Here is a 24653-nt window from a genome sequence, read left to right as displayed (position 1 = left end):
GGAATCGGCCTCAGCGCCTCTTCCAATCCACCCCGGCGTTCCCGCCGGGGGAGCCGCATATTCTGGCGGCTCTCTCCGATCCCGTCAACACCCCGTCAGGAGATGCCTCCGGCCCCGGACCGCCCCGGAACATCCAACCGTTCCGGGCGAGGGAGCCGACCATTATAGCCGGCTTCCCAAGGACTGCAACACCCAAGTGTCCGTCCTTCCCTTCGACCCCGCGGCGCCTTCAGCGGCGCCCCGCGTCGAGGGCTGCGCATTGTGCACTCCGCGGACGGATTTGGGAAGCCCCCCTTCGCGCATCCTTCGCGCGGACGCTCCAGGCGGCAGGCTCTGCGCCTTGCGCCTACGCCGTGCGCGCGAGGAAGTTGCGCAGCAGCGCGTGGCCGTGCTCGGTGAGGATGGACTCGGGATGGAACTGCACGCCCTCCACCGGATGCTCGCGATGACGCAGGCCCATGATCTCCTCGAACGAGCCGTCCTCGTGCTCGGTCCAGGCGGTCACCTCCAGGCACTCCGGCAGCGAGTCCTTCTCCACCACCAGCGAGTGGTAGCGCGTGGCCTCGAAGCCGTCCGGCAGGCCGGCGAACACGCCCCGGCCGTGGTGGCGGATGCGCGAGGTCTTGCCGTGCATGATCCGGCCGGCGCGCACCACCCTGCCGCCGTAGGCCTGGCCGATGCTCTGGTGGCCCAGGCACACGCCCAGGATCGGCGTGGTCGGGCCGAAGCGGCGGATTACCTCCAGCGACACGCCGGCCTCGTTGGGCGTGCACGGGCCGGGCGAGATCACGATGCGCTCGGGGGCGAGCTTCCCGATCTGCTCCACCGTCAGCGCGTCGTTGCGCTCCACCCGCACCTCCGCGCCCAGCACCTGCAGGTACTGCACGAGGTTGAAGGTGAAGCTGTCGTAGTTGTCGATCATCAGGAGCATGGGAACCTCACAGGCCCTGCGCGGCCTGGGCCACGGCGCGGAACAGGGCGCGGCCCTTGTTCATGGTCTCCTCCCACTCCTTCTGCGGGTCGGAGTCGTGGACGATGCCGGCACCGGCCTGCACGTACAGGCGGCCGTCCCTGATCACCGCGGTGCGGATGGCGATGGCGGTGTCGGCGTCGCCGTGCCAGCCGATGTAGCCGATGCTGCCGGCGTAGACGTTGCGCTTGATCGGCTCCAGCTCGCGGATCACCTCCAGCGCGCGGATCTTCGGCGCGCCGGACACGGTGCCGGCCGGGAAGGTGGCGCGCAGCACGTCGGCATAGCTCAGGCCCGGCAGCAGCCGCCCGGTGACCTCGCTGACGATGTGCATGACGTGGCTGTAGCGCTCGATCACGAAGCGCTCGCCGACCTCGACGCTGCCCGGCTCGGACACCCGGCCGACATCGTTGCGACCCAGGTCGATCAGCATCACGTGCTCGGCCAGCTCCTTGGGATCGGCCAGCAGCTCCTGCTCCAGGGCCAGGTCCTCGGCCTGGGTGGCGCCGCGCGGACGGGTGCCGGCGATCGGGCGCATCGTGACCACCCCGCCCTGCAGGCGCACCAGGATCTCGGGCGAGGAGCCGACCACCTGCACCTCCCCGGTGTCGAGGAAGTACATGTACGGCGAGGGATTGAGCGCGCGCAGGGCGCGGTACACGTCCACCGGGCGGGCATTGAACGGCACGCTCAGGCGCTGGCTCAGCACCACCTGGAACACGTCGCCGGCGCGGATGTACTCCTTGGACTTCTCCACCGCGGCGATGAAGCCCTCGCGGGTGAAGCCGGAGACGAAGTGGCTCTCGTCCAGCACGTCGTGGGCCAGCGGTGGCGGGTAGTGGCCGGGCTGGCGCAGCTTGGCGGCCAGGGCGTCAAGGCGCGCCTGCGCCGCCTCCCAGGCGCCGGGCCGGCGCGGGTCGGCGTGCACGACCAGGTACAGCCGGCCCTTGAGGTTGTCGAAGACCGCCAGCTCCTCGGACAGCATCAGGTAGATGTCCGGAGTGCCGATCTCGTCGCGCGCCCCGCCGCCGGCCAGGCGCGGCTCGATGTAGCCGATGCACTCGAAGCCGAACCAGCCGACCAGGCCGCCGGTGAAGCCGGGCAGGCCTTCCAGCTTCGGCACCGAGTAGGCCGCGCGCAGGGCCTCGACCTCGGCGAAGGGATCGGCCACCTGGCGCGACTCCACCACCTGGCCGTCCTCGTGCACCTCCATCAGGTGGCCGCGGAAGGTCACGGTGCGGCGCGCAGGCAGGCCGATGATCGAGTAGCGGCCGAAGCGCTCGCCGCCCTGCACCGATTCGAACAGGTAGGTGTGCGGGGCGTCGGCCAGCTTCAGGTAGACCGACAGCGGCGTGTCCAGGTCGGACAGCACCTCGCGGACGACGGGAATGCGGGTGTAGCGGGATTCAGCAGCGTGACGCTGGAACTGTGCGGGCGTGATCAAGGCGGGCGTCCTTCCGGCAATACGGGGCATGGCAAACGACGGCAGAGGGCCGCCATCGCCAACCCGGGCGCGCGGAGGAACGGAACAGCCTGGTCGTTTGGCCGGACATGCGGCCCACTTTACCCGGAACCGGCGGCGTCGCGCAGCCTGCCCGGCGGTTGCGAAAGCAACGGACAGTCCGGCGGCAGGCGCATGCGCAGGCGGGCGGGCACGCAGCGCACCGCGAAGCGGGTGGCCTCCACCGGCTCGCCGTCCAGGTTGAGGGTCATCGGCTCCGGCGCCTCCAGCTCCAGGGCCGCCAGGCGGGCGCGCATGGCGCTGCGCTCCAGCGCGGCGCGCTGGCCCTCGCGCACCAGGGTGCCGACGGTGGCGACCAGTTCGCCGGACAGCTCGGGAATGACGGTCACCTCCATCAGGCCGTCGTCGATGCGCGCCTCCGGGCACAGCTCGCGGCCGCCGCCGGCCTGGCGGCCGTTGCCCAGGCCCAGGGCGATCAGCCCGCCTTCCCAGTCGAAGCCCCGGCCGCGCAGGCGCGCCCGCACCGGCTCGATCCGGCCCAGCCTGGCGATGCCGGTGACCAGGTAGGCCAGGCCACCCAGCAGCTTCTTCAGGCCCTCGTCGGTCTGGACCGTGACCTCGGTGCCGAAGCCGCCGCTGGCCAGGTTGGCGCACCAGTGCACGGCGTGGCCGGCCTCGATCCGCAGCAGGTCCATCGCCGCCGCCGGGGCGGTGAGCGCCAGCTCCAGCGCCGCGGCCGGTTCCTCCGGCAGGCCGGCGGCGCCGGCGAAGTCGTTGGCCGTGCCCAGCGGCACCAGGCCCAGGCCGGGCAATGCCGAAGCCGGCTCCGGGTGGCCGGCCAGGGCCGCGGCCACCTCGCTGAGGGTGCCGTCGCCACCGGCGGCCACCAGGGTCGCGGCGCCGGCACGCAGCGCGTCCTCGACCCAGCGCGCGGCATCGCCCGCCTCCCAGGTCAGCCGCACCTCCAGCTCGTGGCCGTGCCCGCGCACCCGCGCGACGGCCTCGCGCAGGGCATCGTCGCCGGCGGACTTGCCGTTGAGGATCAGCCAGGCCGGTCCGGTGGACGCCATGCGGACTCCTCGGGAATCGGGGTGCGCAGGCTAGCCGGCCCGGTGCGGAGCCGGCGTGAACCGGGCGTGGCGGCGCCGGTGCGGCTCAGCCGCGGGCGCGGGCCACCTCGGCCTTCATCTTGCCGATCACCTCGGCGTAGTCGGACGCGCCGAAGATCGCCGAGCCGGCCACGAAGGTGTCCGCGCCGGCGGCGGCGATGGCGTGGATGTTGTCGGCCTTGACCCCACCGTCGATCTCCAGGCGGATCGGGCGGCCGCTGGCGTCGATCTTCTCCCGCACCCGCTTCAGCTTCTCCAGCGCCGTGGGGATGAAGGCCTGGCCGCCGAAGCCCGGGTTGACCGACATCAGCAGCACCAGGTCCAGGTCCTCCAGCACCCAGTCCAGCACCTCCACCGGGGTGGCCGGGTTGAGCACCAGGCCGGCCTGGCAGCCGTGCGAGCGGATCAGCTGGATGGTGCGGTGGACGTGGCTGCTGGCCTCCGGGTGGAAGCTGATCAGGCTGGCGCCGGCCTGGGCGAAGTCGCCGACGATGCGGTCCACCGGGCTGACCATCAGGTGCACGTCGATCGGCGCCCGGATCCCGTACTTGCGCAGCGCGGCGCAGACCATCGGGCCGATGGTCAGGTTGGGCACGTAATGGTTGTCCATGACGTCGAAGTGCACCCAGTCGGCGCCGGCGGCGAGCACCCTGTCCACTTCCTCGCCAAGGCGGGCGAAGTCGGCGGACAGGATCGAGGGGGCGATGACGGTCGGTTGCATGGTCGGGCTCGCGGAGTCGGAATGGGGAGGCGCGCCCGGCTCAGCGGCCGCGCAGGGAACGGATCCGGTCGTAGGCGGCGTTGATCGCGCGGGCGCGGCGCTCGGCCTCGGCGCGCAGTTCCGGCGCGGCGCCGGCGAAGCGGTCGGGATGGTACTGGGAGATCAGCCGGCGGTAGGCCTGCTCCACCTCCTCGTCGGTCGCGTCCGGGGTCAGGCCCAGCTCCGCCCAGGGATCGTCGCGGCGGCGCAGGCGGAACCAGTCGGCGTCGAAGGCGTGCCCGATCAGCAGCCCGACCACCGCGCCGAACAGCGGATTGGCGCGGAACAGCAGGGCGCCGGCGATCAGCCCCAGCAATTTTCCATACCAGCGGTTCATGGTCGGGCGGCCCCCGGCGTACGGAGCCGGCAATTCTACGTCACAGGCGGCCCGGCAGGCCGTACACTGTCCGGCCCGCGCCGGGCCACGGCCCGGCGCCGGGGGCCCGATGTCCGTTCACGCCTGCGGAGACCCCCGTGTCCACGACCCTGACCCAGTCCGATCTGCCCGGCCTGCCCCTGCGCCACCGCGGCAAGGTGCGCGACGTCTTCGACCTGCCGCGCGAGCGGATTCCGGCCGAACACCTGCAGGCCGCCGGCCACGATGGCGAATTCCTGCTGATGGTGGCCACCGACCGCCTGTCGGCCTTCGACGTGGTCCTGCCCGACCCGATCCCCGGCAAGGGCGAGATGCTGTGCCAGATCTCCAACTTCTGGTTCGGCAAGACCGCCCACCTGATGCCCAACCACCTCACCGGCATCCCGGTGGCGGCGGTGCTGCCGGAGGGGGTGGACCCGGCCCTGTACGAGAAGCGTGCGGTGGTCACCCGCAAGCTCAAGCCGGTGCCGGTGGAGGCCATCGCCCGCGGCTACCTGATCGGCAGCGGCTGGAAGGACTACCAGCGCACCGGCAAGGTCAGCGGCATCCCGCTGCCGGCGGGCCTGCGCCAGGCCGAGCAGCTGCCCGAGCCGATCTTCACCCCCTCGACCAAGGCCGCCGTCGGCGACCACGACGAGAACATCGACTTCGACGCCATGGTGCGGCTGGTCGGCGCCGACCTGGCCGAACGCGTGCGCGACGCCACCCTGCGCATCTACAAGTTCGCCGCCGCCTACGCGGCCGAGCGCGGCATCCTGCTGGCCGACACCAAGTTCGAGTTCGGCACCGACGCCGACGGCCGGCTGTACATCATGGACGAGATGCTGACCCCGGACTCCTCGCGCTACTGGCCGGCGGACGAGTACCAGGTGGGCATCAGCCCGCCCAGCTACGACAAGCAGATCGTGCGCGACTACCTGGGGACCCTGGACTGGGACAAGACCCCGCCGGGCCCGACGCTGCCGGCCGAGGTGATCGAGCGCACCCGCGCCCGTTACGCCGAGGCGCTGCAGAGGCTGGCCGGCATCAGCATCGACTGAAGGCCGCGCCGCCGGCGCCACCCCGCGGGGCCCGCGCTGCGGGCCCCGTGCGTTTCCGGCCGCCCGGGGCGGGGTGGGGTGAACCCTCCCGTCGCGGTACACGGCCAGGCGGAAGAAGGAACAGGGCCTTCCAGGCCGGCCCCGCCGGCACCGGCCGCCCGCCGGCCGCGCGGCTCCGCCAGCCCCGCCCCCGCCGGGCCGATGACCACGCCCCGGGTCACCGCGGCGACCGTTCGGTCCAGCGGATGCGGGGCGAGCAGTTCCCGCGCCCCGCAGGCGGGGCAGGGGCTGGGCAGCATCCTCCGGCCCGCGCGGCCGCCGGGAGTTGTGCCCGGGAACGGCGGGGGGGAGCGGGGGCGGCAAGCGGCTATGCTTGCCGCATCTCGCAGCCGCGGAGAGAGCCATGAACGCCGAACAGCGGACGCAGTCCGGGCGCCGCATCGACCAACTGTTCGCCAGCTACTCCGACGACCACCGCCACCCGGTCAACCAGCGCATCCACATGGTCTGCGTGCCGGCGATCCTGTGGTCGGTGGTGGCGCTGGTCTGGTGCATCCCGGTGGCCGGCACCCTGTTCCGCAGCGGCGTGTGGGCCGCGCTGGCGATGTTCGTCGCCTGGGCCTTCTACAACCGCATGTCGCGCCGGCTGGGCCTGGGCATGCTGGCGGTGTTCTTCTTCTGCGGCTGCCTGTGCCGGCTGATCGAGACCCGCCTGGGCCTGCCGATGCTGCTGAAGATCGCGGTGGCGGTGTTCGTGGTGGCCTGGATCGGCCAGTTCATCGGCCACAGCCGCTGGTTCGAGGGCCGCAAGCCGAGCTTCCTCACCGACCTGACCTACCTGCTGGTCGGCCCGGCCTGGGTACTGGCCAAGTTCTACCGGCAGATGGACTGGAAGTACTGAGCCGGCCCGGCTCAGGGGCCGAACATCCCCGGCTCCGGCGCGAAGCCGCGCGGCGCGTAGCCCAGGTCGCGGCGGGCGGGGCCGGCGTCGAACACCAGGTCCTGGCGCATGCGCGCCAGCACCGCCGGACCGGCGTCGTGCAGGCGCACCCCGCGCGCGGTCCACGCCGCCAGCGCGAACAGCGGCCCGGGCAGCACCCACAGCCGGCGCGGCGGCCGCAGCGCGGCCAGCACCCGCGCCACCATCTCCCGGTAGCTGAGGGTCTCGCCGCCGGGCAGGTCGTAGGCGCGCACGCCCGGACCGTTCCAGCGCAGCGCCGCCAGCGCCGCCGCGGCCAGATCGTCCACGTGCACCGGCTGGCGCAGCCCGCGCGCGTCGTGCGGCAGCAGGAAACCGCCGTGGCGGCGGGCCAGCGCGGCGATGCGGCTGAGGTTGCGGTCGCGGCCGTCGCCGTAGACCAGGGGCGGGCGCAGCAGGGTCGCGGCCGCCCCGCGCGCGGCCGCCACCTCGGCCAGGCGCGCCTCGCCCTCGCGCAGGCGCCCGGCCAGCGCGCGCTCGGCCGGGTCGGGCGAATCGCCCTTGACGTGCACGCTGGTGGAACCGAAGGCCACCACCCGCGCGGCGCCCGTCCCGGCCTGCGCGTACCAGCGCGCGAACAGGTCCAGCGGGCCGCAGCTGAGGATGGCGTCGAAGCCGCCGCCCTCGCCCGCCTGCTCCGGCAGCGTGCCCAGGCGCCAGGCCAGGCCCGGGCGCGGCGCCTGCGGCTGGCGCGAGAGCGCCTCCACCTGCCAGCCGGCGCGCAGCAGGCCGTCGAGCACGCGGCAGCCGATCGGGCCGGTGGCGCCGAACAGCAGCGCGCGCGGCGCAGGGGTAGCGTGGCTTGCGGGCAGGAGCGGATCGATGGGCATCGGCACAGCATAGCCGGCACGCATCCGCGGCGTGGACGACACCTGCGCGGCGGCTGGTAAACTCCGGCCATCCCCGACCGGTATTCCGATCCGGATGGTTCCTTTCCTGGAAATCCTGCTCGCCCTGCCGTTCATCGCGGCGGCGGCGGTGGCCCTGCTGCGCACGCTGCCGCGCGGGCATCTGGCGTGGCTGGCCGCCGCGGCGCCGCTGCTGGGCCTGGTGCTGCTGGCCTGGCTGACCCCTTCCGTGCTGCAGGGCTGGACGGTGCGCGGCCAGCATGCCTGGATCCCGCAGATCGGCCTGGACTTCACCCTGCGCATGGACGGGCTGGCGTGGATGTTCGCCGGCCTGGTGCTGGCCATCGGCGCGCTGGTGGTGATGTACGCGCACTACTACCTCTCGCGCGAGGACAGCGCGCCGCGCTTCTACGCCTGCCTGCTGCTGTTCATGGGCTCAATGCTGGGCGTGGTGCTGGCCGGCAACCTGTTGCTGTTGCTGGTGTTCTGGGAGCTGACCAGCATCAGCTCGTTCCTGCTGATCGGCTACTGGTCGCACCGCCAGGACGCGCGCGAGGGCGCGCGCATGGCCCTGGCCATCACCGGCGGTGGCGGCCTGGCCCTGCTCGGCGGCGTGCTGCTGATCGGGCGCATCGTCGGCAGCTACGACCTGGACACCGTGCTGGCCTCCGGCGGGCTGATCCGCGACAGCGCGCTGTACCCGTGGGCGCTGGGCCTGGTGCTGGCCGGCGTGTTCACCAAGAGCGCGCAGTTCCCGGTGCACTTCTGGCTGCCGCACGCCATGGCCGCCCCCACCCCGGTGTCGGCCTACCTGCACTCGGCCACCATGGTGAAGGCCGGCGTGTTCCTGCTGGCGCGCCTGCACCCGGCGCTGGCCGGCACCGACCTGTTCTTCTACGTGGTCAGCGGCATCGGCGCGGCCACCCTGCTGGCCGGCGCGTGGCTGGCGATCTTCCAGCACGACCTCAAGGGCCTGCTGGCCTACTCCACCATCTCCCACCTGGGCCTGATCACCCTGCTGTTCGGCCTGTCCACGCCGATGGCGGTGGTGGCCGGCGTGTTCCACATCCTCAACCACGCCACCTTCAAGGCCTCGCTGTTCATGGCCGCCGGCATCATCGACCACGAGACCGGCACCCGCGACATCCGCCGCCTGGGCAACCTGCGCCGCTACATGCCCTGGACCAGCGCGCTGGCCATCATCGCCTCGCTGGCCATGGCCGGCATCCCGCTGCTCAACGGCTTCCTGTCCAAGGAGATGTTCTTCACCGAGGCGCTGGAGATCACCGGCCACCATCACATGCGCCTGGCCGTGGCCGGGGCGGCGCTGCTGTACGGCGTGTTCGGCGTGGCCTACAGCCTGCGCTTCGTCTACGAGACCTTCTTCGGCGACGGCCCGCACGGGCTGGGCGCGCGCCTGCCGCACGAGCCGCCGCGCTGGATGAAGATCCCGGTGGAGGTACTGGTGGTGCTGTGCGTGGCGGTGGGCGTGCTGCCGGGCATCACCGTGGCGCCGGTGCTCGAGGCCGGCGCCGGCGCCATCCTCGGCGACGCCATGCCGCACTACAGCCTGGCGGTGTGGCACGGCTTCAACACCCCGCTGGCGATGAGCCTGGCCGGCATCGCCGGCGGCGTGGTCCTGTACTTCGGCCTGCGCCGGCTGCTGGACCTGCACGCCATCGTGCGCCGCTCCTGGGGCCGCCTGCTGTTCCGCTGGAACATGGAGGCGCTGTACGCCCTGGCCGGACGCCTGACCACGCGCATCGCCAACGGCAGCCTGCAGCGCAGCCTGGTCTGGCTGGTGCTGGCGGCGCTGGCGGCCGGCCTGGCGCCGTTCCTGGCCGGCGGCGGGCTGCCGGTGCACGCGCCGCAGCCGATGCCGGCGCTGGGCTGGGTGGTGTGGCTGGTGCTGGTGGCCTGCACCCTGTACACGGTGCGCCTGCACCGCCAGCGCCTGCTGGCCCTGATCGTGATGGGCGGCGCGGGGCTGATGATCAGCCTGGTGTTCGTGTTCCTGTCCGCACCGGACCTGGCCCTGACCCAGCTGCTGGTGGAGATGGTCAGCCTGGCCCTGCTGCTGCTGGGCCTGCACTACCTGCCGCCGCGCTCGCCGCACGAGCGCTCCCCGCGCCGGCGCGCGCGGGACGTGGCGGTGGCGCTGGCCGCCGGCCTCGGCACCGGGCTGCTGGCCTACGCGGTGATGGCCCGCCCGGAGACGGCGACCATCAGCGGCGAGCTGCTGGCCCGCTCGCTGCCTGAGGCCTACGGCCGCAACGTGGTCAACGTGATCCTGGTGGACTTCCGCGGATTCGACACCTTCGGCGAGATCACCGTCTTCGGCACCGCCGCGCTGATCGTGCACGCCCTGCTGCGGCGCGCGCGCATGGCGCCGGAGAAGGTGGTGGCCGGCCCGCCGGTGAAGCTGCCGGTGCCGGCGGACCTGGCCCAGATCCTGTTCCCGCTGACCCTCACCGTGTCGGTGTTCCTTTTCCTGCGCGGGCACAACGCCCCGGGCGGCGGCTTCATCGCCGGCCTGGTACTGGCCGTGCCGCTGCTGATCCAGTACGTGATCCAGGGCGCGGCCTCGGTGGAGTCGCGCTTCGGCTTCGACTATGTGCGCTGCATCGGCATCGGCCTGCTGGCCGCCGGGCTCAGCGGCGTGGCCTCGATGCTGTTCGGCCTGCCGTTCCTGACCAGCGGCCACGCCGAGCCGCGCCTGCCGCTGGTGGGCGAGGTGCCGCTGGCCAGCGCGATGGGCTTCGACACCGGCGTCTACCTGGTCGTGTTCGGCGGCACCATGCTGATCCTGTCCATGATGGGCAAGGTCAAGCCCTCGCGCACGCGCGTGGCCCGCCTGGGCGTGGTCGAACCCGGCCAGCGCTCGACCCGTACCGCGGAGCTGGACCCCTGATGGAACTGGCACTGGCAAGCGCGATCGGCATCCTCACCGCGGCGGGCGTGTACCTGCTGCTGCGCGCGCGCACCTTCGACGTGATCCTCGGCCTGACCCTGCTTTCCTACGCCACCAACCTGCTGATCTTCTCCAGCGGCCGGGTGGTGGTGGGCAAGCCGCCGGTGCTGCAGCCGGGCGTGGCCACCGACCTGGCCCACTACACCGACCCGCTGCCGCAGGCGCTGGTGCTGACCGCCATCGTTATCGCCTTCGCCATGACCGCGGTGACCATCGTCCTGGCCATGCGCAGCCGCGCCGACAACGACAGCGACCACGTGGACGGCCGCGCCGGCGAGCGGGAGTTCCGCGACGCCGAGGCGCGCCGCCACGAGCAGGCCCGCGGCGGCGGCCGGGAGGGTGGCGCATGAACCACCTGCCGATCCTGCCGGTCGTCATCCCGCTGTTCGCCGCGGCGCTGGCGCTGCTGGTCGAGCACCGGCGCTTCGGCATCGCGCCGCAGCGCGTGGTCGGCTGGGCCTCGCTGGCGGCACAGCTGGCCGTGGCCGTGCTGCTGGCGCGCCAGGCCGCCACCGGCCAGGTGCTGGTCTACCTGCTGGGCGACTGGCCGGCGCGGCTGGGCATCGCCCTGATGGTGGACCGGCTGTCGGCGCTGATGCTGCTGGTCGGACTGCTGCTGGCGGCGGCCTGCCTCCTGCACGCCTGCGCCGGCTGGGACCGGCGCGCGCCGCACTTCCATGCCTTCTTCCAGCTCCAGCTGATGGGGCTCAACGGCGCCTTCCTGACCGGCGACATCTTCAACCTGTTCGTGTTCTTCGAGGTGCTGCTGATCGCCTCCTACGGCCTGATGCTCAGCGGCGGCCGCGGCGAACGCATGCGCGCCGGCCTGCACTACGTCAGCTTCAACATCGCCGCCTCGACCCTGTTCCTGATCGCCCTGGGCCTGCTGTACGGCCTGCTCGGCTCGCTCAACATGGCCGAGCTGGCCGTGCGCGTGGCCCAGGTCCCGGACGGGCAGCGTGCACTGGTGCAGGCCGCCGCCGGCCTGCTGCTGGTGGTGTTCTGCGCCAAGGCGGCGCTGCTGCCGCTGCAGCTGTGGCTGGTGGAGACCTACACCCACGCGCCGGCGGCGGTGGCCGCGCTGTTCGCGGTGATGACCAAGGTGGGCCTGTACGCGGTGCTGCGCGTGGGCACGCTGAGCTTCGGCGGCGCCGGTCCGCTGGACGGCTTCGCCTGGCCGGCACTGCTGTACCTGGGGGCGGCGACCCTGGTGTTCGCCGCCCTCGGCGTGCTGGCCGCGCGCCGGCTGCGGGTGCTGGCCTCCTACCTGGTGCTGGGCTCGGCCGCCACCCTGTTCGTGGCCTTCGCCCTGGCCCGTCCGGGCACCATCGGCGCCGGCCTGTACTACCTGGTGCACAGCAGCTTCGCCGCCGCGGCGCTGTTCCTGCTGGCCGACCTGGTGCGCCGCCGCCGCGGCCGCGCCGGCGACCGCAAGGACGTGATCGCGGCCATGCCCGCGCCCACACTTCCGGCGCTGCTGTACCTGGTGGTGGCGGTTTCGCTGGCCGGCCTGCCGCCGCTGTCGGGCTTCATCGGCAAGCTCGTGCTGCTGCAGGCGGTGCCGGAGGGGCCGCGCACGTTCTGGGTCTGGCTGCTGGTGCTGGGCACCAGCTTCATGATGCTGGTGGGCCTGGTGCGTGCCGGCACCCGGCTGTTCTGGCGCACCGAGCCGTGGCCGGACGCGACACCGGAGCGGCTGGCCGAATATGTGCCGGCCGAGGCACTGCCGCACGCGCCCAACCGCGCCCTGGAGACCGCCGCCACCCTGCTTCTGGTCGGCTACGGTGTGGCGATGGTGCTGGCCGCCGCACCGCTGCTGGCCTACACCCGCGCCGCCGCCGTGCAGCTGCAGACACCGCTGGACTACGTGGAGCAGGTGCGCGCGCACCTGCCCGCCACCCGGGAGCACTGAGATGGCCAGGACCCTGCGTCGACGCCTGTTGCCCTCCCCGCCGCTGAGCGTGCTGGTGTTCTGCTTCTGGCTGCTGATGAACGACCAGGTCAGCGCCGGCCACGTGGTCATGGCCCTGCTGATGGCCCTGGTGGTGCCGCCGTTCGCCGCGCGCCTGGACCGCGAATTCGCCCGCATCGGCCGCCTGCGCGGGCTGCCGCGGCTGGTGGCGCGGGTGGCCGCGGACATCGTCCGCTGCAACATCACCGTGGCCCGCCAGGTGCTCGGCCCGCAGGAGCGGCTGCGCCCGGGCTTCATCTGGGTGCCGCTGGACATCGCCAACATCCACGGCATCGCCGTGCTGACCAGCATCATCACCCTGACCCCGGGTACCGTGTCGGCCTCGCTGTCCGACGACCGCCGCCACCTGCTGGTGCACGTGCTGCACCTGGAGGACCCGGAGGCGCTGGTGCAGGAGATCAAGGCCCGCTACGAGGCGCCGCTGATGGAGATCTTCCCATGACGCCGCAATCGTTCATGGCCGGCGTGATCGCCGGCGCGATGCTGCTCGTCGGCCTGGCCATGCTGCCGGCGCTGTACCGGCTGCTGCGCGGGCCGACCGTGCCCGACCGCATCCTCGCCCTGGACACCCTGTTCGTCACCGCCATCGCCGAGCTGATGCTGCTGGGCATGCACCTGGGCACGGCCGTCTACTTCGAGGCGGCGCTGGTGATCGCCATGCTCGGCTTCGTCGGCACGGTGGTGCTGAGCAAGTACGTCATGCGCCGGGACATCGTCGAATGAGCTGGCTGGTCGCCATCGCCCTGAGCCTGCTGCTGGCCGTGGGCTGCTTCTTCATCGTGGTCGGCTGCTTCAGCCTGGTCCGCCTGCAGGAGTTCTTCCGCCGCCTGCACGGCCCGACCAAGGCCAGCACCCTGGGCGTAGGCTGCGTGCTGCTAGTCTCGGTGGGCTACCACCTGTTCACCGGCACCGACCCGCAGCCGCGCGAGCTGCTGATCACCGCCTTCCTGTTCGTCACCGCGCCGATCAGCGCGCACCTGATGGCCAAGGCCGCGCTGGCCCTGCACATGGCCGAGCGGCCGCCCCTGCCCGGCAACGCCGACGGCGAGGGCGGGGCCGGCGACGCCTGAATGCGCCCTCCTAGAACAGCAGCAGCTCCAGCGCCACCCAGGCCAGGAAAGCCCCCACCAGCACCGCGCCCTCGCCGCGGCTGATGCGGTGGTCGCAGCGCAGCATCGGGTACAGCACCAGCGCCAGCACCACCGCCGCCGGCAGCTCCAGGCGCACGAACGAGGCCGGCAGGGCCAGCGGCCGGTACGCTGCCATGCCGCCGACGATCAGCAACAGGTTGCACAGGCTGGAGCCGAGCACGTGGCCGGCGACCATGTCGCCCTGCCCGCGCCGCGCCGCCACCACCGCGGCGGCGACCTCCGGCAGCGCGGTGGCGATGGCCACCGGCAGCAGGCCGGCCAGCAGCGGGGTGATGCCCCAGGCCGCGGCCAGGCCCAGGCCGGCGTCCACGACCCGGCCGCCGCCGAAGTACAACAGCACCGCGCCGATGGCCAGGCGCAGCAGGTTCAGGCCCAGTCCGGTGCGGGTGGCGGCGAAGGCGGCGACGCCCGCCTGCACCTCGGCCGCCTCGCGCCGGCCGCGATGCAGCAGCAGGCCGAGCGTGGCCAGGAACCCCAGCAGCAGCAGCGCGCCCTCGACCCGGCCGATGTACCCGTCCAGGCCGAAGCCCATCACCACCAGCGAGGCCAGCACCAGCACCACCAGCAGCGGCGCCGGCATGCGCGCGCGCAGCAGCAGCGGCGCCGCCAGCGCGGCCAGGCCCAGGGTCAGGCCGAGGTTGGCCAGGTTGCTGCCGACCGCGTTGCCCAGGGCCAGGTGCGGCTGGCCGGCGGCCAGCGCGCGCAGGTTGACCGCCAGTTCCGGCAGCGAGGTGCCGAAGGCCAGCAGCAGCAGGCCGGCGGTGAACGGACGCAGGCCCAGGCGCTGGGCCAGGCCCGACACGCCCTTGACCGCCGAATCGCCGCCCAGCGCCAGCAGCAGCAGGCCCAGTACCAGTGCACCCAGTGCCTCGGCCATGGTCGCTTCCTCCGGTGGAATGCGCCGATTCTACGCACGCCGGCGCCGCGGACGGCCAGGCCTCAGCCGCAGCCCTCCACGTAGTCCACCTGTGGCGGCACGCCGATGCGCCAGGCCTGCACCCGGCCGTCGGCCCCGGTCTCGAACAGCAGCACCCCGCCGGTGCCCGGCGTGGCCACGCGCAGGTAGGCCGCGCCCGGGGTGTACTTGTGTGGACGGGTCTCCACCCGCCCGGGGTACAGCGCGGCCACGGCGGCGGCCTCCATCCCGACCCGGCCGCCGCCGGGCGCGGTGACCGTGGGATCGTCCACGTCCACGCGCACGAAGCGTCCGTCCTCGACCATGAAGGCCAGGCCGTAGCCGGTGGGCGGGCGCGGCTGGGCGAACAGGTAGTGGCAGCCGCCGTCGGCGCCGCCGCCGGCCAACGGGCGGCCCCAGGCCGCACGCAGGGCCTGCTCGCCGGCGCCGAACGGCACCGGCACGAACGCGGCCAGGTCGGCCGCGTGCAGGGCGGCGGCCGCGCCCGGGGCGGTGGCCGGCGGCACCGGCTCCCCCGGATCGCCGGCCTCGTCGTGGGCGTGCCAGCCGTCGCCGGCCTCCGCGTCCAGCCCGCCGGGCTGGACGGCCGCCGGCACGGTTTCCGCGCCGGCGTTGTCCATCGGCGGCCGCTGGCAGGCGACCAGGATCAGCGCCAGCGTGAGCAGGCAGATGTCGGGGGTCCTGGCGGCCATGCGCTTCCCCGGGCGGTGTGTGTCCGCCGCAAGCTGGCAGGACCGCCGTCAAGGCGCGGCGAAGGCCGCGCGCCCGGCCTCAGGCGCGCGGATCGAAGTGCCGCTTCAGGCCCGCCCAGCAGTGCTGGTAGTCGCGCTGGCGGTGCGGGGCCTGCATGGCCTGCACGGTCGGCCGCAGCACGAAGCGGGTCTCGAACATGAAGGCCATGGTGTCGGTGATCACGTCCGGCCTGCTCAGGTCGGCCGTGGACGCCTTCTCGAAGGTGGCCGCGTCCGGGCCGTGGCCGCTCATGCAGTTGTGCAGCGAGCAGCCGCCCGGGAGGAAGCCTTCCGCCTTGGCGTCGTAGGCGCCGTGCACCAGGCCCATGAACTCGCTGGCGATGTTGCGGTGGAACCAAGGCGGGCGGAAGGTGTGCTGCTGCACCAGCCAGCGCGGCGGGAAGATCACGAAGTCGGTGTTGCCCACGCCCGGGGTGTCGCTGGGCGAGGTCAGGACGAGGAAGATGGACGGGTCCGGGTGGTCGAAGCTGATCGAGCCGATGGTGTTGAAGCGGCGCAGGTCGTAGCGGTAGGGCACGTGGTTGCCGTGCCAGGCCACCACGTCCAGCGGGCTGTGGCCGATCGGGGCACGCCACAGGTGGCCCTGGAACTTGGCCAGCAGCTCGAAGTCGCCCTCCAGGTCCTCGTACGCGGCCACCGGCGTCTCGAAGTCGCGCGGGTTGGCCAGGCCGTTGGCGCCGATCGGTCCCAGGTCGGGCAGGCGCAGCGGCGCGCCGAAGTTCTCCAGCACGTAGCCGCGCGCCTGGCCGTCGGGCAGCCCGACGCGGAAGCGGATGCCGCGCGGCACCACCGCGATCTGCTGCGGCTCGACCTCCAGCACGCCCAGCTCGGTGGCGATGCGCAGGCGGCCCAGCTGCGGCACGATCAGCAGCTCGCCGTCGGCGTCGTAGAAGTAGCGACCCTGCATGTCGCGGTTGGCCGCGTACAGGTGCACGCCCACACCCTGCTGCACCGCGGGCGAGCCGTTGCCGGCCATGGTGAACAGGCCCTCGACGAAGTCGGCCGGCGCTTCCGGCAGCGGCAGCGGGTCCCAGCGCAGCTGGTCCGGCGTCACCGGGCCGGTGCCGAAGTCACTGTGCAGGCGCGGGTGGGGAAACGGTTCGAAGCGCCCGTGCATCACCGCCGGACGGATCCGGTACAGCCAGGTACGGCGGTTGTGCGCGCGCGGCGCGGTGAACGCGGTGCCCGAGATCTGCTCGGCGTACAGCCCGTAGGCCACCCGCTGCGGCGAGTTCTGCCCCACCGGCAGGGCGCCGGGCAGCGCCTCGGTGGCGAACTCGTTGCCGAAACCGGTCATGTAGTTCAGTTCAGTCACAGCGCCCATCCTCGTTCGCCTGGGTTGCCCCCTCTCGCGCCGGGAGAGGGCTCGACACAGCAAAGTGCACGGTAGGCGGCGGATGCGGGCGGCGGAGCTCCGGTCCCCGGGCCGGGCCCGCGGGTGCCGCCGGAGCCGGCCCGGCCGGCGACACGCAGCCGGGGCTGGCATCGCGGCGGGAGGCCGAAGGCATCGGGGTCCGGGCGGGGCCCTGGCCCCTGCCCTCCCCGCCCCTCTCCCGTGGGAGAGGGGCTCCCGCGGCCGCCGTCAGAGCACGCCGCGGCGCATCTGGTCGCGCTCGATGCTCTCGAACAGCGCGCGGAAGTTGCCCTCGCCGAAGCCCTCGTTGCCCTTGCGCTGGATGATCTCGAAGAAGATCGGGCCGATGGCGTTCTGGGTGAAGATCTGCAGCAGCTTGCGCTTGCCGGTCTCCGGGTCGGCGTCGATGAGGATGCGGTTGCGGCGCAGCCGCTCCACGTCCTCGCCGTGCTCCGGGATGCGCTGGTCGATCACCTCGTAGTAGGTGTCCGGCGTGTCGAGGAACTCGATGCCGGCCTCGCGCATGCGCTCCACCGTCTCGTAGATGTTGCCGGTGAAGCAGGCGATATGCTGGATGCCCTCGCCCCGGTACGCCTCGAGGAACTCGTTGATCTGACTCTTCGGGTCGGCCGACTCGTTGAGCGGGATGCGCACCATGCCGTCCGGCGCGGTCATCGCCTTGGACAGCAGGCCGGTCTTGGCACCCTTGATGTCGAAGTAGCGGATCTCGCGGAAGTTGAACAGCCGCTCGTAGTACTCCGCCCACTTCTCCATGTTGCCCTGATAGAGGTTGTGGGTCAGATGGTCCACGAAGGTCAGGCCGAAGCCGGCCGGCTTCTTCTCCGCGCCCGGCAGCCATTCGTAGTCCGGGTCGAAGATGTTGCCCTCGGCGTCGTAGCGGTCCACCAGGTAGAGCATGCAGCCGCCAATGCCCTTGATCACCGGCGCGGCCACCGCCTTGGTCAGCTCCTCGTGCTGCGGGAACGCCTCGGCGCCCTTGGCCAGGACCTGGGTGCGCACCCACTCGGCGGGCTTGCTGAAGCGGATGGCGAAGCCGCACGCGCTCGGGCCGTGCTTGGCGGCGAAATCGGCGGCGAAGGAATCCGGATCCTCGTTGACCAGGAAGGTGCAGTCACCCTGGCGGTAGACGGTGATCGGCCGGCGGCGGTGCCGGGCCACGGCGGTGAAGCCGAGCTTGCGCATGTAGTCATGCAGCTGCGCGATCCCGTCCGGGGGCGCGGTGAACTCGACGAACTCGAAGCCGTCGATGCCCATCGGGTTCTCGAAGCGGCTCACGGTCATGCCGGGATCCGGCGCGGCGGGGGAAAGGACTTGCGGTTGCGCGCTCATGATGGCTTCCTCTGGGCATCCCATCCGGGATGAGATGGACGGTCGCTGTTCATAGTTACGTATGTAACCACTTGCAAGGTACCCCAATGACCACCGCCACACAACCCACCCGCCTGGAACCGGCCGACGGATCTTCAGCCCGACAGGGTCACACCCAGCTCGACCTGGAGCATTTCCTGCCCTACCGGCTGAGCGTGCTGTCCAACCGCGTCAGCCAGACGATCGCCGACCTGTACCAGCAGCGCTTCGGCCTGGCGATCACCGAATGGCGGGTCATGGCGGTGCTCGGCCGCTATCCGGGGCTGTCGGCCAACGAGGTGGCCGAGCGCACGGCCATGGACAAGGTCGCCGTCAGCCGCGCGGTGGCCCGGCTGCTGGAGCGCGGGCTGATCACCCGCGACATCCACGCCGACGACCGGCGCCGCTCGGTGCTGGCGCTGTCGGAGGTCGGCTATTCGGTCTACGACGAGATCGTGCCGATGGCGCTGGGCTGCGAGGCCAAGCTGGTGGCGGCGCTGGACGAGGAGGAGCGCGCCGCGCTCGACCGGCTGCTGCGCAAGCTCGCCGGGCCGGGCCTGGCGGCGCTGCGCGAGGGCTGAGGCCCGGCATCGGGGGCGCGGTCCGCGGGCGGACCGCGATCGGGGAATCAGGGCGTGGCCGGCGGCGACGCCCACTGCTCCAGGAACCCGCGGACGCGGTCGCCGTCCGGCCGGCCGTCGCGCAGCAGCGCGCGGCCGTCCTGGGCGTGCAGCACCTGCCCGTCGGCGTCCAGCACCAGCAGGTACGGGGCCGGCGCCCGGTCCGCGCCCGGGTAGCCGGCCACGAAGCCGGCATTGTCCGACGCGCCGCGGTCCACCTTGACCCAGACCAGACCGGCATCGCGCAGGCGCCGCAGCGCCGGCTCGCCTTCGATGTGCGCCGACAGCGCCTCGCAGGCCCGGCAGCCGGCCTGGCCGAACTCCAGGACGATGCGGCGGCCGCCACGGGCGGCCTCCAGCCTGGCCGTGGCCAGGTCGGCCGCCGGATCGCGCGTCGGATCGAAGCCGGCGCGCAGGGCCGCCAGGGCGGCGATGTCCGCCGCCGGGGCGGTGTCGCCGGAGGTCACCGGCACCCGCGCATCGGCCGCCGGCGGCGCCTGCGCCTCCGCTCCGGCCTCCGCCGGCAGCGGCGGGGCGGCGGCGACCGGCGCCTCGCCGCCGCGGCAGGCGGCCAGCAGGCACGCCGCCAGGGCCGCCGGCCATGCGGCCGTCATCCCCGCGCGGCGGCCCGCCGGCGCCATCACTTCACTCCGTGCATCAGCTTCTGGATCAGCGGCGCGACCAGGAACAGGAACGCACCCGAGCCGACCAGCACCCAGAAGCCGAAGGTGTAGCCGGACAGCGCGGAGGCCACGCTCATGCCGGCCTCGCCGCTGACGTGGCTGGCGAAGATGCCCGACAGGTTGTTGCCGATGGCGGTGGACAGGAACCAGCCGCCCATGCCGAAGCCGACCAGGCGCACCGGCGCCAGCTTGGTCACCATGGACAGGCCGATCGGCGACAGGCACAGCTCGCCCACCGACTGGATCACGTAGACCATGAACAGCGTCCAGAACGGGATCTTCAGGGTCTGCGGATCCACCAGCCGGGTCAGCGCGAACATCAGCAGCAGGAAGGCCAGGCCGTTGAAGATGATGCCCAGGCCGAACTTGCGCGGGATCGACGGGTTGGCCGGACCCATCTTCACCCAGATCCAGGCGATGACCGGGGCCAGGGTGATGATGGCCAGCGAGTTGACCGACTGGAACCAGCCCACCGGGAAGACCCAGTCGCCGAAGCGGCGCTCGACGATGTTCTGGGCCAGGAAGTTGAACGAGCTGCCGGCCTGCTCGAAGAAGCACCAGAACAGCACGTTGAACACGAAGATGATCAGCATGGCGATGGCCTTGTCCCGGGCCACGGCGCCGTTGGAGAAGCCTTCCCTGAGGATCAGCACGCACAGGGCCACGAACAGCGCGGTGAGGATGCCCTGCAGCACGCTGGCATCGATCGCCAGCAGGAAGTAGACCAGCGGGATCGAGGCCAGCACGCCGATGGCCACGCCCAGCACCTTGCCCGCGGAGGCCCGGGTGCCGGCCTCCTCCTCCGGCGGGCGGCCGATGCCCTGCAGCTGGCGACGGCCGAACCAGAACCACACCAGGCTGATCACCATGCCGATGCCGGAGGCGATGAACACCGCCTTGTAGGCCGGCATGTCCGGCGAGCCGCCGAACAGGTTCTCGGCCAGCCAGCCGGTGAAGATCGGCGCGATCAGCGCGCCGGCGTTGATGCCCATGTAGAACAGGGTGAAGCCGGAGTCGCGGCGCCCGTCCCCCGGCGCGTACAGCTTGCCCACCATGGTGGAGATGTTGGGCTTGAACAGGCCGTTGCCGGCGATCACCGTGGCCAGGCCGATCTTGAACACGTGCTCGTTGGGCACGACGATCAGGAACAGGCCCACCGCCATCACCACCGCGCCGAGCAGGATCGAGCGCTGGTAGCCGATCACCCGGTCGGCCACGTAGCCGCCGAACAGCGCCGCGGCGTACACCAGCGCCAGGTAGGCACCGTACAGCTTGCTGGCCGGGGCCTCGCCGGACGCGTCGCCGCCGTGGAACTGGGCCACGATGTACAGGGCCAGCGCCCAGCGCATGCCGTAGAAGGCGAAGCGCTCCCAGAACTCAGTCATGAACAGCATCCACAGTGGACGCGGATGGCCCAGGGTCTGGGCGAATTCGGGGAGGGACGGCCCAGGCGGGGCCGCGTTCCGGGGCTCGACAGCGTCGGCGCTCATGGGAATCCTTCTGCGAGAAAAGCGGGAAAGCGCGGGCGCGGAGCGCCCGGCGGGGGCGAGAATCCCAGACCATGGCCGCGTGCGTCAATGTGAACGTGCGCTGAGCCGTGCCGCCAGGGACGGCAAAACCGGCCCGCCGGCGGCCCGGCGGGCCCCGGCTCAGGCCGCGCCGATCAGGGTGCGCACCTCGAACAGCTCCGGGAAGAAGCTCAGCTCCAGCGCCTCCTTCAGGAAGCCCACACCGGAGGAACCGCCGGTGCCGCGCTTGAAGCCGATGATCCGCATCACCGTGCGCATGTGGCGGAAGCGCCAGGCCTGGAACTGGGTCTCCAGGTCCACCAGGTCCTCGCACAGCGAGTACTCGCGCCAGTAGCGTCCGGTGTCGGCGTAGATGCGCTCGAACACCGGCAGCAGGGCCGGGTCGGACACGTGCGGCGCGGTCCAGTCGCGCTGCCCGGCCAGGTATTCCGCCGGGATGGCGTGGCCGAAGCGCGCCAGATAGCGCAGGAACTCCTCGTACAGGCTGGGCGTCTCCAGCTCGCGGCGCAGCACCGCCTGGCCTTCCGGATCGTGGGCGAAGACCTTGACCATCTCCGCGTTCTTGTTGCCCAGCAGGAACTCCACCGCCCGGTACTGCAGCGACTGGAAGCCCGAGGCCGGGCCGAGCAGGTCGCGGAAGCCCATGTATTCCGAGGGCGTCAGCGTCTCCAGCACCGACCACTGCTCGATCAGCTGGCGCAGCACCTGCTTGCCGCGCGCCATCACCTTGCGCGACTGCCCCACCAGGTCCTGGCGCAGGAACGCGCGCGCGGCCTGCAGCTCGTGCATCAGCAGCTTCAGCCACAGCTCGGCGACCTGGTGCTGGATGATGAACAGCATCTCGTCATGGTGCGGCGGATCGGACAACGGCCGCTGCGCCGACAGCAGGCGGTCCAGCTGCAGGTAGCCGGCGTAGGTCATGCGTCCATCCAGGTCCGTATGGATGCCGGGTTCGAGCGGTCGCTGGTTCCTGTCGAGGCTCATCGCGGTTCCGTGGCGGAATGGAAGCGTGCCAGCTTACCGCAGCACTCCACGTGCCGGCGGAACGGCACGTGTCAGCGCTGTCAAGCACGCGGCGCGGGCGCCGCCATGCGTGCGCAAGTCACTGCCACGCAAGACTTGTTGCGCTGCATGGCGGCTTTCGCCGCGCAGGTCTTTAACATGACCGGCTTATCCTTTCGACTTTCCGCGTCGGCAGGCGCATGCAATGACCGTAGCCGCAGAGTTCTCGATTCCCTATCTCCAGTACCTGGATGCGGACGGCAGGCCCGTCCGCGAGCTTCCGGAAAACTTCCGTGACCCGGCCAAGCTGGTGCCGCTGTTCAAGCAGATGCTGTACGTGCGCACCTTCGACGCGAAGGCGGTGGCGCTGCAGCGCACCGGCAAGCTGGGCACCTACGCCTCCTGCCTGGGCCACGAGGCCACCCACGTCGGCATCGGCGCCTCGATGCGGCCGGACGACGTCTACGCCCCCAGCTACCGCGAGTACGGCACGCTGTTCATGCGCGGCGTGCGCGCCCGCGAGGTGCTGCTGTACTGGGGCGGCGACGAGCGCGGCAACGACTTCCAGGAAGGCCCGGCGCGCCACGACTTCCCGTTCTGCGTGCCCATCTCCACCCAGTGCCTGCACGCGGCCGGCGCCGCGCTGGCGTTCAAGCTGCGCGGGCAGCCCAACGTGGCGGTGGCCACCTGCGGCGACGGCGGCACGTCCAAGACCGACTTCTACGCCGCGCTGAACTCCGCCGGCGCCTACCGCCTGCCGCTGGTGCTGGGCGTGGTCAACAACGGCTGGGCCATCTCCGTGCCGCGCTCGGCGCAGACCGGCGCGCAGACCCTGGCGCAGAAGGGCATCGCCGGCGGCCTGCACTGCCTGCAGGTGGACGGCAACGACCTGGTCGCGGTGATGGAGGCCATGCGCATCGCCATGGAACGCGCCCGCAACGGCGACGGCGGCAGCGTGGTGGAGTTCGTCACCTACCGCCTGTCCGACCACACCACCGCCGACGACGCCCGACGCTACCGCGACGAGGCCGAGGTCAAGGCCGCCTGGCAGCGCGAGCCGATCGCGCGCCTGCGCAACTGGCTCACCGCCAACGGTGCCTGGAGCCAGGCCGAGGAGGACGCCTGGAAGGAGGAGTGCGAGCAGCGGATCGCCGCCGAGGTGGACGCCTACCTGTCCACGCCGGTGCAGCCGGTGGAAGCCATGTTCGACTACCTGTACGCCGACCCGCCGCCGGAACTGCTGGCGCAGCGGCAGGCCGCCATCGCCCTGGAGGAGCGCCGCCATGGATGAGATCCGCAGCCATGTCCCGGCCGCCCCGGCGGCGAGCGACGCCGCGGCCCGCGCCGCCGGCGGAGGAGAAGCCATGACCCAGACCCCGATCACCCTGATCGAGGCCATCACCCAGGCGCTGGCCTGGGAACTGAGCCACGACGAATCCGTGCTCGTCCTCGGCGAGGACGTGGGCGTCAACGGCGGCGTGTTCCGCGCCACCGCCGGCCTGCAGCAGCGCTTCGGCGCGCAGCGCGTGCTGGACACCCCGCTGGACGAGACCACCATCGCCGGCCTGGCCGTGGGCCTGGCCGCGCAGGGCATGAAGCCGGTGGCCGAGGCCCAGTTCGACGGCTTCGTCTACCCGATGCTGGACCACCTGGTCTGCCACGCCGCGCGCCTGCGCACGCGCACCCGCGGCCGCCTGCACTGCCCGCTGGTGCTGCGCGTGCCGTGGGGCGGCGGCATCCGCGCGCCGGAGCACCACAGCGAGGCCAACGAGGCCATGTTCACCAACGTGCCCGGCCTGCGCGTGGTGATGCCGTCCTCGCCGGCACGCGCCTACGGCCTGCTGCTGGCCGCGATCCGCGATCCGGACCCGGTGATCTACTTCGAGCCCAAGCGCATCTACCGGCAGTACAAGGAACTGGTGCCGGACGACGGCGAGGCGCTGCCGCTGGACGTGTGCTTCGTCCTGCGCGACGGCACCGACGTGACCCTGGTGGCCTGGGGCGCACAGGTGAAGGAGGCGCTGGAGGCGGCCGAGGTGCTGGCGCAGGAGGGCATCAGCGCCGAAGTCATCGACGTGGCCACCCTGCGCCCGCTGGACTTCGACACCATCGCCGAGTCGGTCAGCCGCACCGGCCGCTGCGTGATCGTGCAGGAGGCCCCGCGCACCGCCGGCTTCGGCGCCGAGATCGCCGCCCGCCTGGCCGAGCACTCGATGTACGACCTGGTGGCGCCGGTGGAGCGCGTGACCGGCTACGACACGCACATCCCGCTGTTCCGCCTGGAGATGAAGTACCTGCCCAGCGTGGCGCGCATAGTCGAGGCGGCCCACCGCGCGATGGCGCACGGCTGAAGGCGCACCACGGGGCGCCGGCCCGGGCATGATGCCCGGGCCGCGCCATGCCTCCCCGCCGCACGGGGAAGGCCCACACGACCTGAAGAGACTGCAATGACCGACACCAAGACCTTCCACCTGCCCGACCTGGGCGAAGGCCTGCCGGATGCCACCATCGTCGAGTGGCACGTGCGCGAGGGCGACACCGTGCGCCTGGACGAGCCGCTGGTCTCGATGGAGACCGCCAAGGCCGTGGTCGAAGTGCCCTCGCCGGTCTCCGGCAAGGTGATCAAGCTGGCCGGCGGCCCCGGCGACGTGATCGCCACCGGCGCCGTACTGGCCGTGTTCGAGCCGGATCCCAACCTGCCGCAGCGCGCCGAGGGTCAGGACACCGGGCACCACCACCACGCCCCGGCCGCCGCCGCGCCGTCGCCGGCGGCCGGGGCGTGGTGGTGGTG

General features: G+C 72.2%; 25 protein-coding genes. 12 read left to right on the top strand and 13 right to left on the bottom strand.

The genetic code is table 11. The features are described from left to right. Positions 1 to 346: 346 nt before the first annotated feature. The 5 genes from CR938_RS09630 to CR938_RS09610 all read right to left on the bottom strand — a co-directional run bounded on the left by CR938_RS09630 (position 347) and on the right by CR938_RS09610 (position 4638). A complete protein-coding gene (locus CR938_RS09630) occupies positions 347 to 931 on the bottom strand; it encodes an anthranilate synthase component II (protein WP_162124804.1) in 585 nt (194 codons plus the stop codon). A 7-nt stretch (positions 932 to 938) separates the two neighbouring features. Beyond that, positions 939 to 2414, bottom strand: a complete 1476-nt coding sequence (gene trpE / locus CR938_RS09625) for an anthranilate synthase component I (protein WP_162124803.1) — start codon at positions 2412 to 2414, stop codon at positions 939 to 941. Between the two features lie 119 nt (positions 2415 to 2533). Next, positions 2534 to 3502, bottom strand: a complete 969-nt coding sequence (yegS, locus tag CR938_RS09620) for a lipid kinase YegS (protein ID WP_162124802.1) — start codon at positions 3500 to 3502, stop codon at positions 2534 to 2536. 85 nt (positions 3503 to 3587) lie between these two features. Continuing rightward, positions 3588 to 4262 (bottom strand): ribulose-phosphate 3-epimerase, encoded by a 675-nt coding sequence (gene rpe / locus CR938_RS09615; RefSeq protein ID WP_162124801.1) that lies wholly within the window; start codon positions 4260 to 4262, stop codon positions 3588 to 3590. 40 nt (positions 4263 to 4302) lie between these two features. Continuing rightward, positions 4303 to 4638 (bottom strand): J domain-containing protein, encoded by a 336-nt coding sequence (locus CR938_RS09610; RefSeq protein WP_162124800.1) that lies wholly within the window; start codon positions 4636 to 4638, stop codon positions 4303 to 4305. A gap of 137 nt (positions 4639 to 4775) precedes the next feature. Here CR938_RS09610 and CR938_RS09605 point away from each other — a divergent pair, with 137 nt between their 5' ends. Both CR938_RS09605 and CR938_RS09600 read left to right on the top strand, forming a co-directional pair. Continuing rightward, positions 4776 to 5717 (top strand): phosphoribosylaminoimidazolesuccinocarboxamide synthase, encoded by a 942-nt coding sequence (locus CR938_RS09605; RefSeq protein WP_162124799.1) that lies wholly within the window; start codon positions 4776 to 4778, stop codon positions 5715 to 5717. 403 nt (positions 5718 to 6120) lie between these two features. Next, on the top strand, positions 6121 to 6618 hold the full coding sequence (locus CR938_RS09600; protein ID WP_162124798.1) for an Mpo1 family 2-hydroxy fatty acid dioxygenase: 498 nt from the start codon (positions 6121 to 6123) through the stop codon (positions 6616 to 6618). Between the two features lie 11 nt (positions 6619 to 6629). Here the strand turns inward: CR938_RS09600 and CR938_RS09595 are convergent, their stop codons facing one another. Continuing rightward, complete coding sequence (locus tag CR938_RS09595; RefSeq protein WP_162124797.1) at positions 6630 to 7526, bottom strand: NAD-dependent epimerase/dehydratase family protein; 897 nt, start codon at positions 7524 to 7526, stop codon at positions 6630 to 6632. A gap of 94 nt (positions 7527 to 7620) precedes the next feature. Here CR938_RS09595 and CR938_RS09590 point away from each other — a divergent pair, with 94 nt between their 5' ends. Genes CR938_RS09590 through CR938_RS09565 form a run of 6 tightly spaced genes read left to right on the top strand, consistent with a single transcriptional unit; the run spans position 7621 to position 13557 of the window. Beyond that, positions 7621 to 10455 (top strand): monovalent cation/H+ antiporter subunit A, encoded by a 2835-nt coding sequence (locus CR938_RS09590; protein ID WP_162124796.1) that lies wholly within the window; start codon positions 7621 to 7623, stop codon positions 10453 to 10455. Then, the gene (locus tag CR938_RS09585; protein WP_162124795.1) at positions 10455 to 10865 is read left to right on the top strand and encodes a Na+/H+ antiporter subunit C; all 411 of its coding nucleotides are present in this window, start codon (positions 10455 to 10457) and stop codon (positions 10863 to 10865) included. The genes CR938_RS09590 and CR938_RS09585 overlap by 1 nt, the downstream gene beginning before the upstream one ends. Beyond that, positions 10862 to 12427 carry a monovalent cation/H+ antiporter subunit D gene (locus CR938_RS09580; RefSeq protein ID WP_162124794.1) on the top strand — a complete coding sequence of 522 codons (1566 nt, stop codon included), beginning with the start codon at positions 10862 to 10864 and terminating at the stop codon, positions 12425 to 12427. Before CR938_RS09585 ends, CR938_RS09580 begins: the two co-directional genes overlap by 4 nt. 1 nt (position 12428) lies before the next feature. Continuing rightward, the gene (locus CR938_RS09575) at positions 12429 to 12929 is read left to right on the top strand and encodes a Na+/H+ antiporter subunit E (protein WP_162124793.1); all 501 of its coding nucleotides are present in this window, start codon (positions 12429 to 12431) and stop codon (positions 12927 to 12929) included. Next, entirely contained in the window at positions 12926 to 13210 is a 285-nt protein-coding gene (locus CR938_RS09570) for a K+/H+ antiporter subunit F (protein WP_162124792.1), read from the top strand. The genes CR938_RS09575 and CR938_RS09570 overlap by 4 nt, the downstream gene beginning before the upstream one ends. Beyond that, positions 13207 to 13557, top strand: coding sequence for a Na+/H+ antiporter subunit G (locus tag CR938_RS09565; protein ID WP_162124791.1), 351 nt, complete (start codon positions 13207 to 13209; stop codon positions 13555 to 13557). The genes CR938_RS09570 and CR938_RS09565 overlap by 4 nt, the downstream gene beginning before the upstream one ends. 10 nt (positions 13558 to 13567) lie before the next feature. Here the strand turns inward: CR938_RS09565 and CR938_RS09560 are convergent, their stop codons facing one another. The 4 genes from CR938_RS09560 to hppD all read right to left on the bottom strand — a co-directional run bounded on the left by CR938_RS09560 (position 13568) and on the right by hppD (position 18010). Next, on the bottom strand, positions 13568 to 14515 hold the full coding sequence (locus CR938_RS09560; protein WP_162124790.1) for a sodium:calcium antiporter: 948 nt from the start codon (positions 14513 to 14515) through the stop codon (positions 13568 to 13570). Positions 14516 to 14577: 62 nt separating this feature from the next. Then, a complete protein-coding gene (locus CR938_RS09555; RefSeq protein ID WP_162124789.1) occupies positions 14578 to 15246 on the bottom strand; it encodes a hypothetical protein in 669 nt (222 codons plus the stop codon). 79 nt (positions 15247 to 15325) lie between these two features. Then, positions 15326 to 16630, bottom strand: a complete 1305-nt coding sequence (gene hmgA, locus CR938_RS09550; protein WP_162124788.1) for a homogentisate 1,2-dioxygenase — start codon at positions 16628 to 16630, stop codon at positions 15326 to 15328. 258 nt (positions 16631 to 16888) lie between these two features. Then, on the bottom strand, positions 16889 to 18010 hold the full coding sequence (gene hppD, locus CR938_RS09545) for a 4-hydroxyphenylpyruvate dioxygenase (protein WP_162124787.1): 1122 nt from the start codon (positions 18008 to 18010) through the stop codon (positions 16889 to 16891). 86 nt (positions 18011 to 18096) lie between these two features. On the opposite strand from hppD, the gene CR938_RS09540 reads away from it, so the two are divergent. Further along, on the top strand, positions 18097 to 18609 hold the full coding sequence (locus tag CR938_RS09540) for a MarR family winged helix-turn-helix transcriptional regulator (protein ID WP_162124786.1): 513 nt from the start codon (positions 18097 to 18099) through the stop codon (positions 18607 to 18609). 47 nt (positions 18610 to 18656) lie between these two features. Here the strand turns inward: CR938_RS09540 and CR938_RS09535 are convergent, their stop codons facing one another. The 3 genes from CR938_RS09535 to CR938_RS09525 all read right to left on the bottom strand — a co-directional run bounded on the left by CR938_RS09535 (position 18657) and on the right by CR938_RS09525 (position 21844). Then, the gene (locus CR938_RS09535) at positions 18657 to 19262 is read right to left on the bottom strand and encodes a hypothetical protein (protein ID WP_162124785.1); all 606 of its coding nucleotides are present in this window, start codon (positions 19260 to 19262) and stop codon (positions 18657 to 18659) included. Positions 19263 to 19288: 26 nt separating this feature from the next. Further along, positions 19289 to 20821 (bottom strand): peptide MFS transporter, encoded by a 1533-nt coding sequence (locus CR938_RS09530; protein WP_162124784.1) that lies wholly within the window; start codon positions 20819 to 20821, stop codon positions 19289 to 19291. A gap of 159 nt (positions 20822 to 20980) precedes the next feature. Continuing rightward, positions 20981 to 21844 carry a tryptophan 2,3-dioxygenase gene (locus tag CR938_RS09525; protein WP_162124783.1) on the bottom strand — a complete coding sequence of 288 codons (864 nt, stop codon included), beginning with the start codon at positions 21842 to 21844 and terminating at the stop codon, positions 20981 to 20983. 223 nt (positions 21845 to 22067) lie between these two features. Between CR938_RS09525 and pdhA the strand changes: the two genes are divergently transcribed. The 3 genes from pdhA to CR938_RS09510 all read left to right on the top strand — a co-directional run. Then, positions 22068 to 23153 carry a pyruvate dehydrogenase (acetyl-transferring) E1 component subunit alpha gene (gene pdhA / locus CR938_RS09520; RefSeq protein WP_162124782.1) on the top strand — a complete coding sequence of 362 codons (1086 nt, stop codon included), beginning with the start codon at positions 22068 to 22070 and terminating at the stop codon, positions 23151 to 23153. Next, positions 23146 to 24213 carry an alpha-ketoacid dehydrogenase subunit beta gene (locus CR938_RS09515; RefSeq protein WP_162124781.1) on the top strand — a complete coding sequence of 356 codons (1068 nt, stop codon included), beginning with the start codon at positions 23146 to 23148 and terminating at the stop codon, positions 24211 to 24213. The genes pdhA and CR938_RS09515 overlap by 8 nt, the downstream gene beginning before the upstream one ends. A gap of 96 nt (positions 24214 to 24309) precedes the next feature. Continuing rightward, the coding region (locus CR938_RS09510) for a biotin/lipoyl-containing protein (RefSeq protein WP_343038581.1) at positions 24310 to 24653 on the top strand (344 nt) is incomplete at its 3' end.

It is taken from the genome of Pseudoxanthomonas taiwanensis, from assembly GCF_010093135.1.
Taxonomy (GTDB): Bacteria; Pseudomonadota; Gammaproteobacteria; order Xanthomonadales; family Xanthomonadaceae; genus Pseudoxanthomonas; species Pseudoxanthomonas taiwanensis.
The sequence above is the reverse complement of the archived record's forward strand: the minus strand, read 5'-3'. Positions and strand labels throughout refer to the sequence as shown.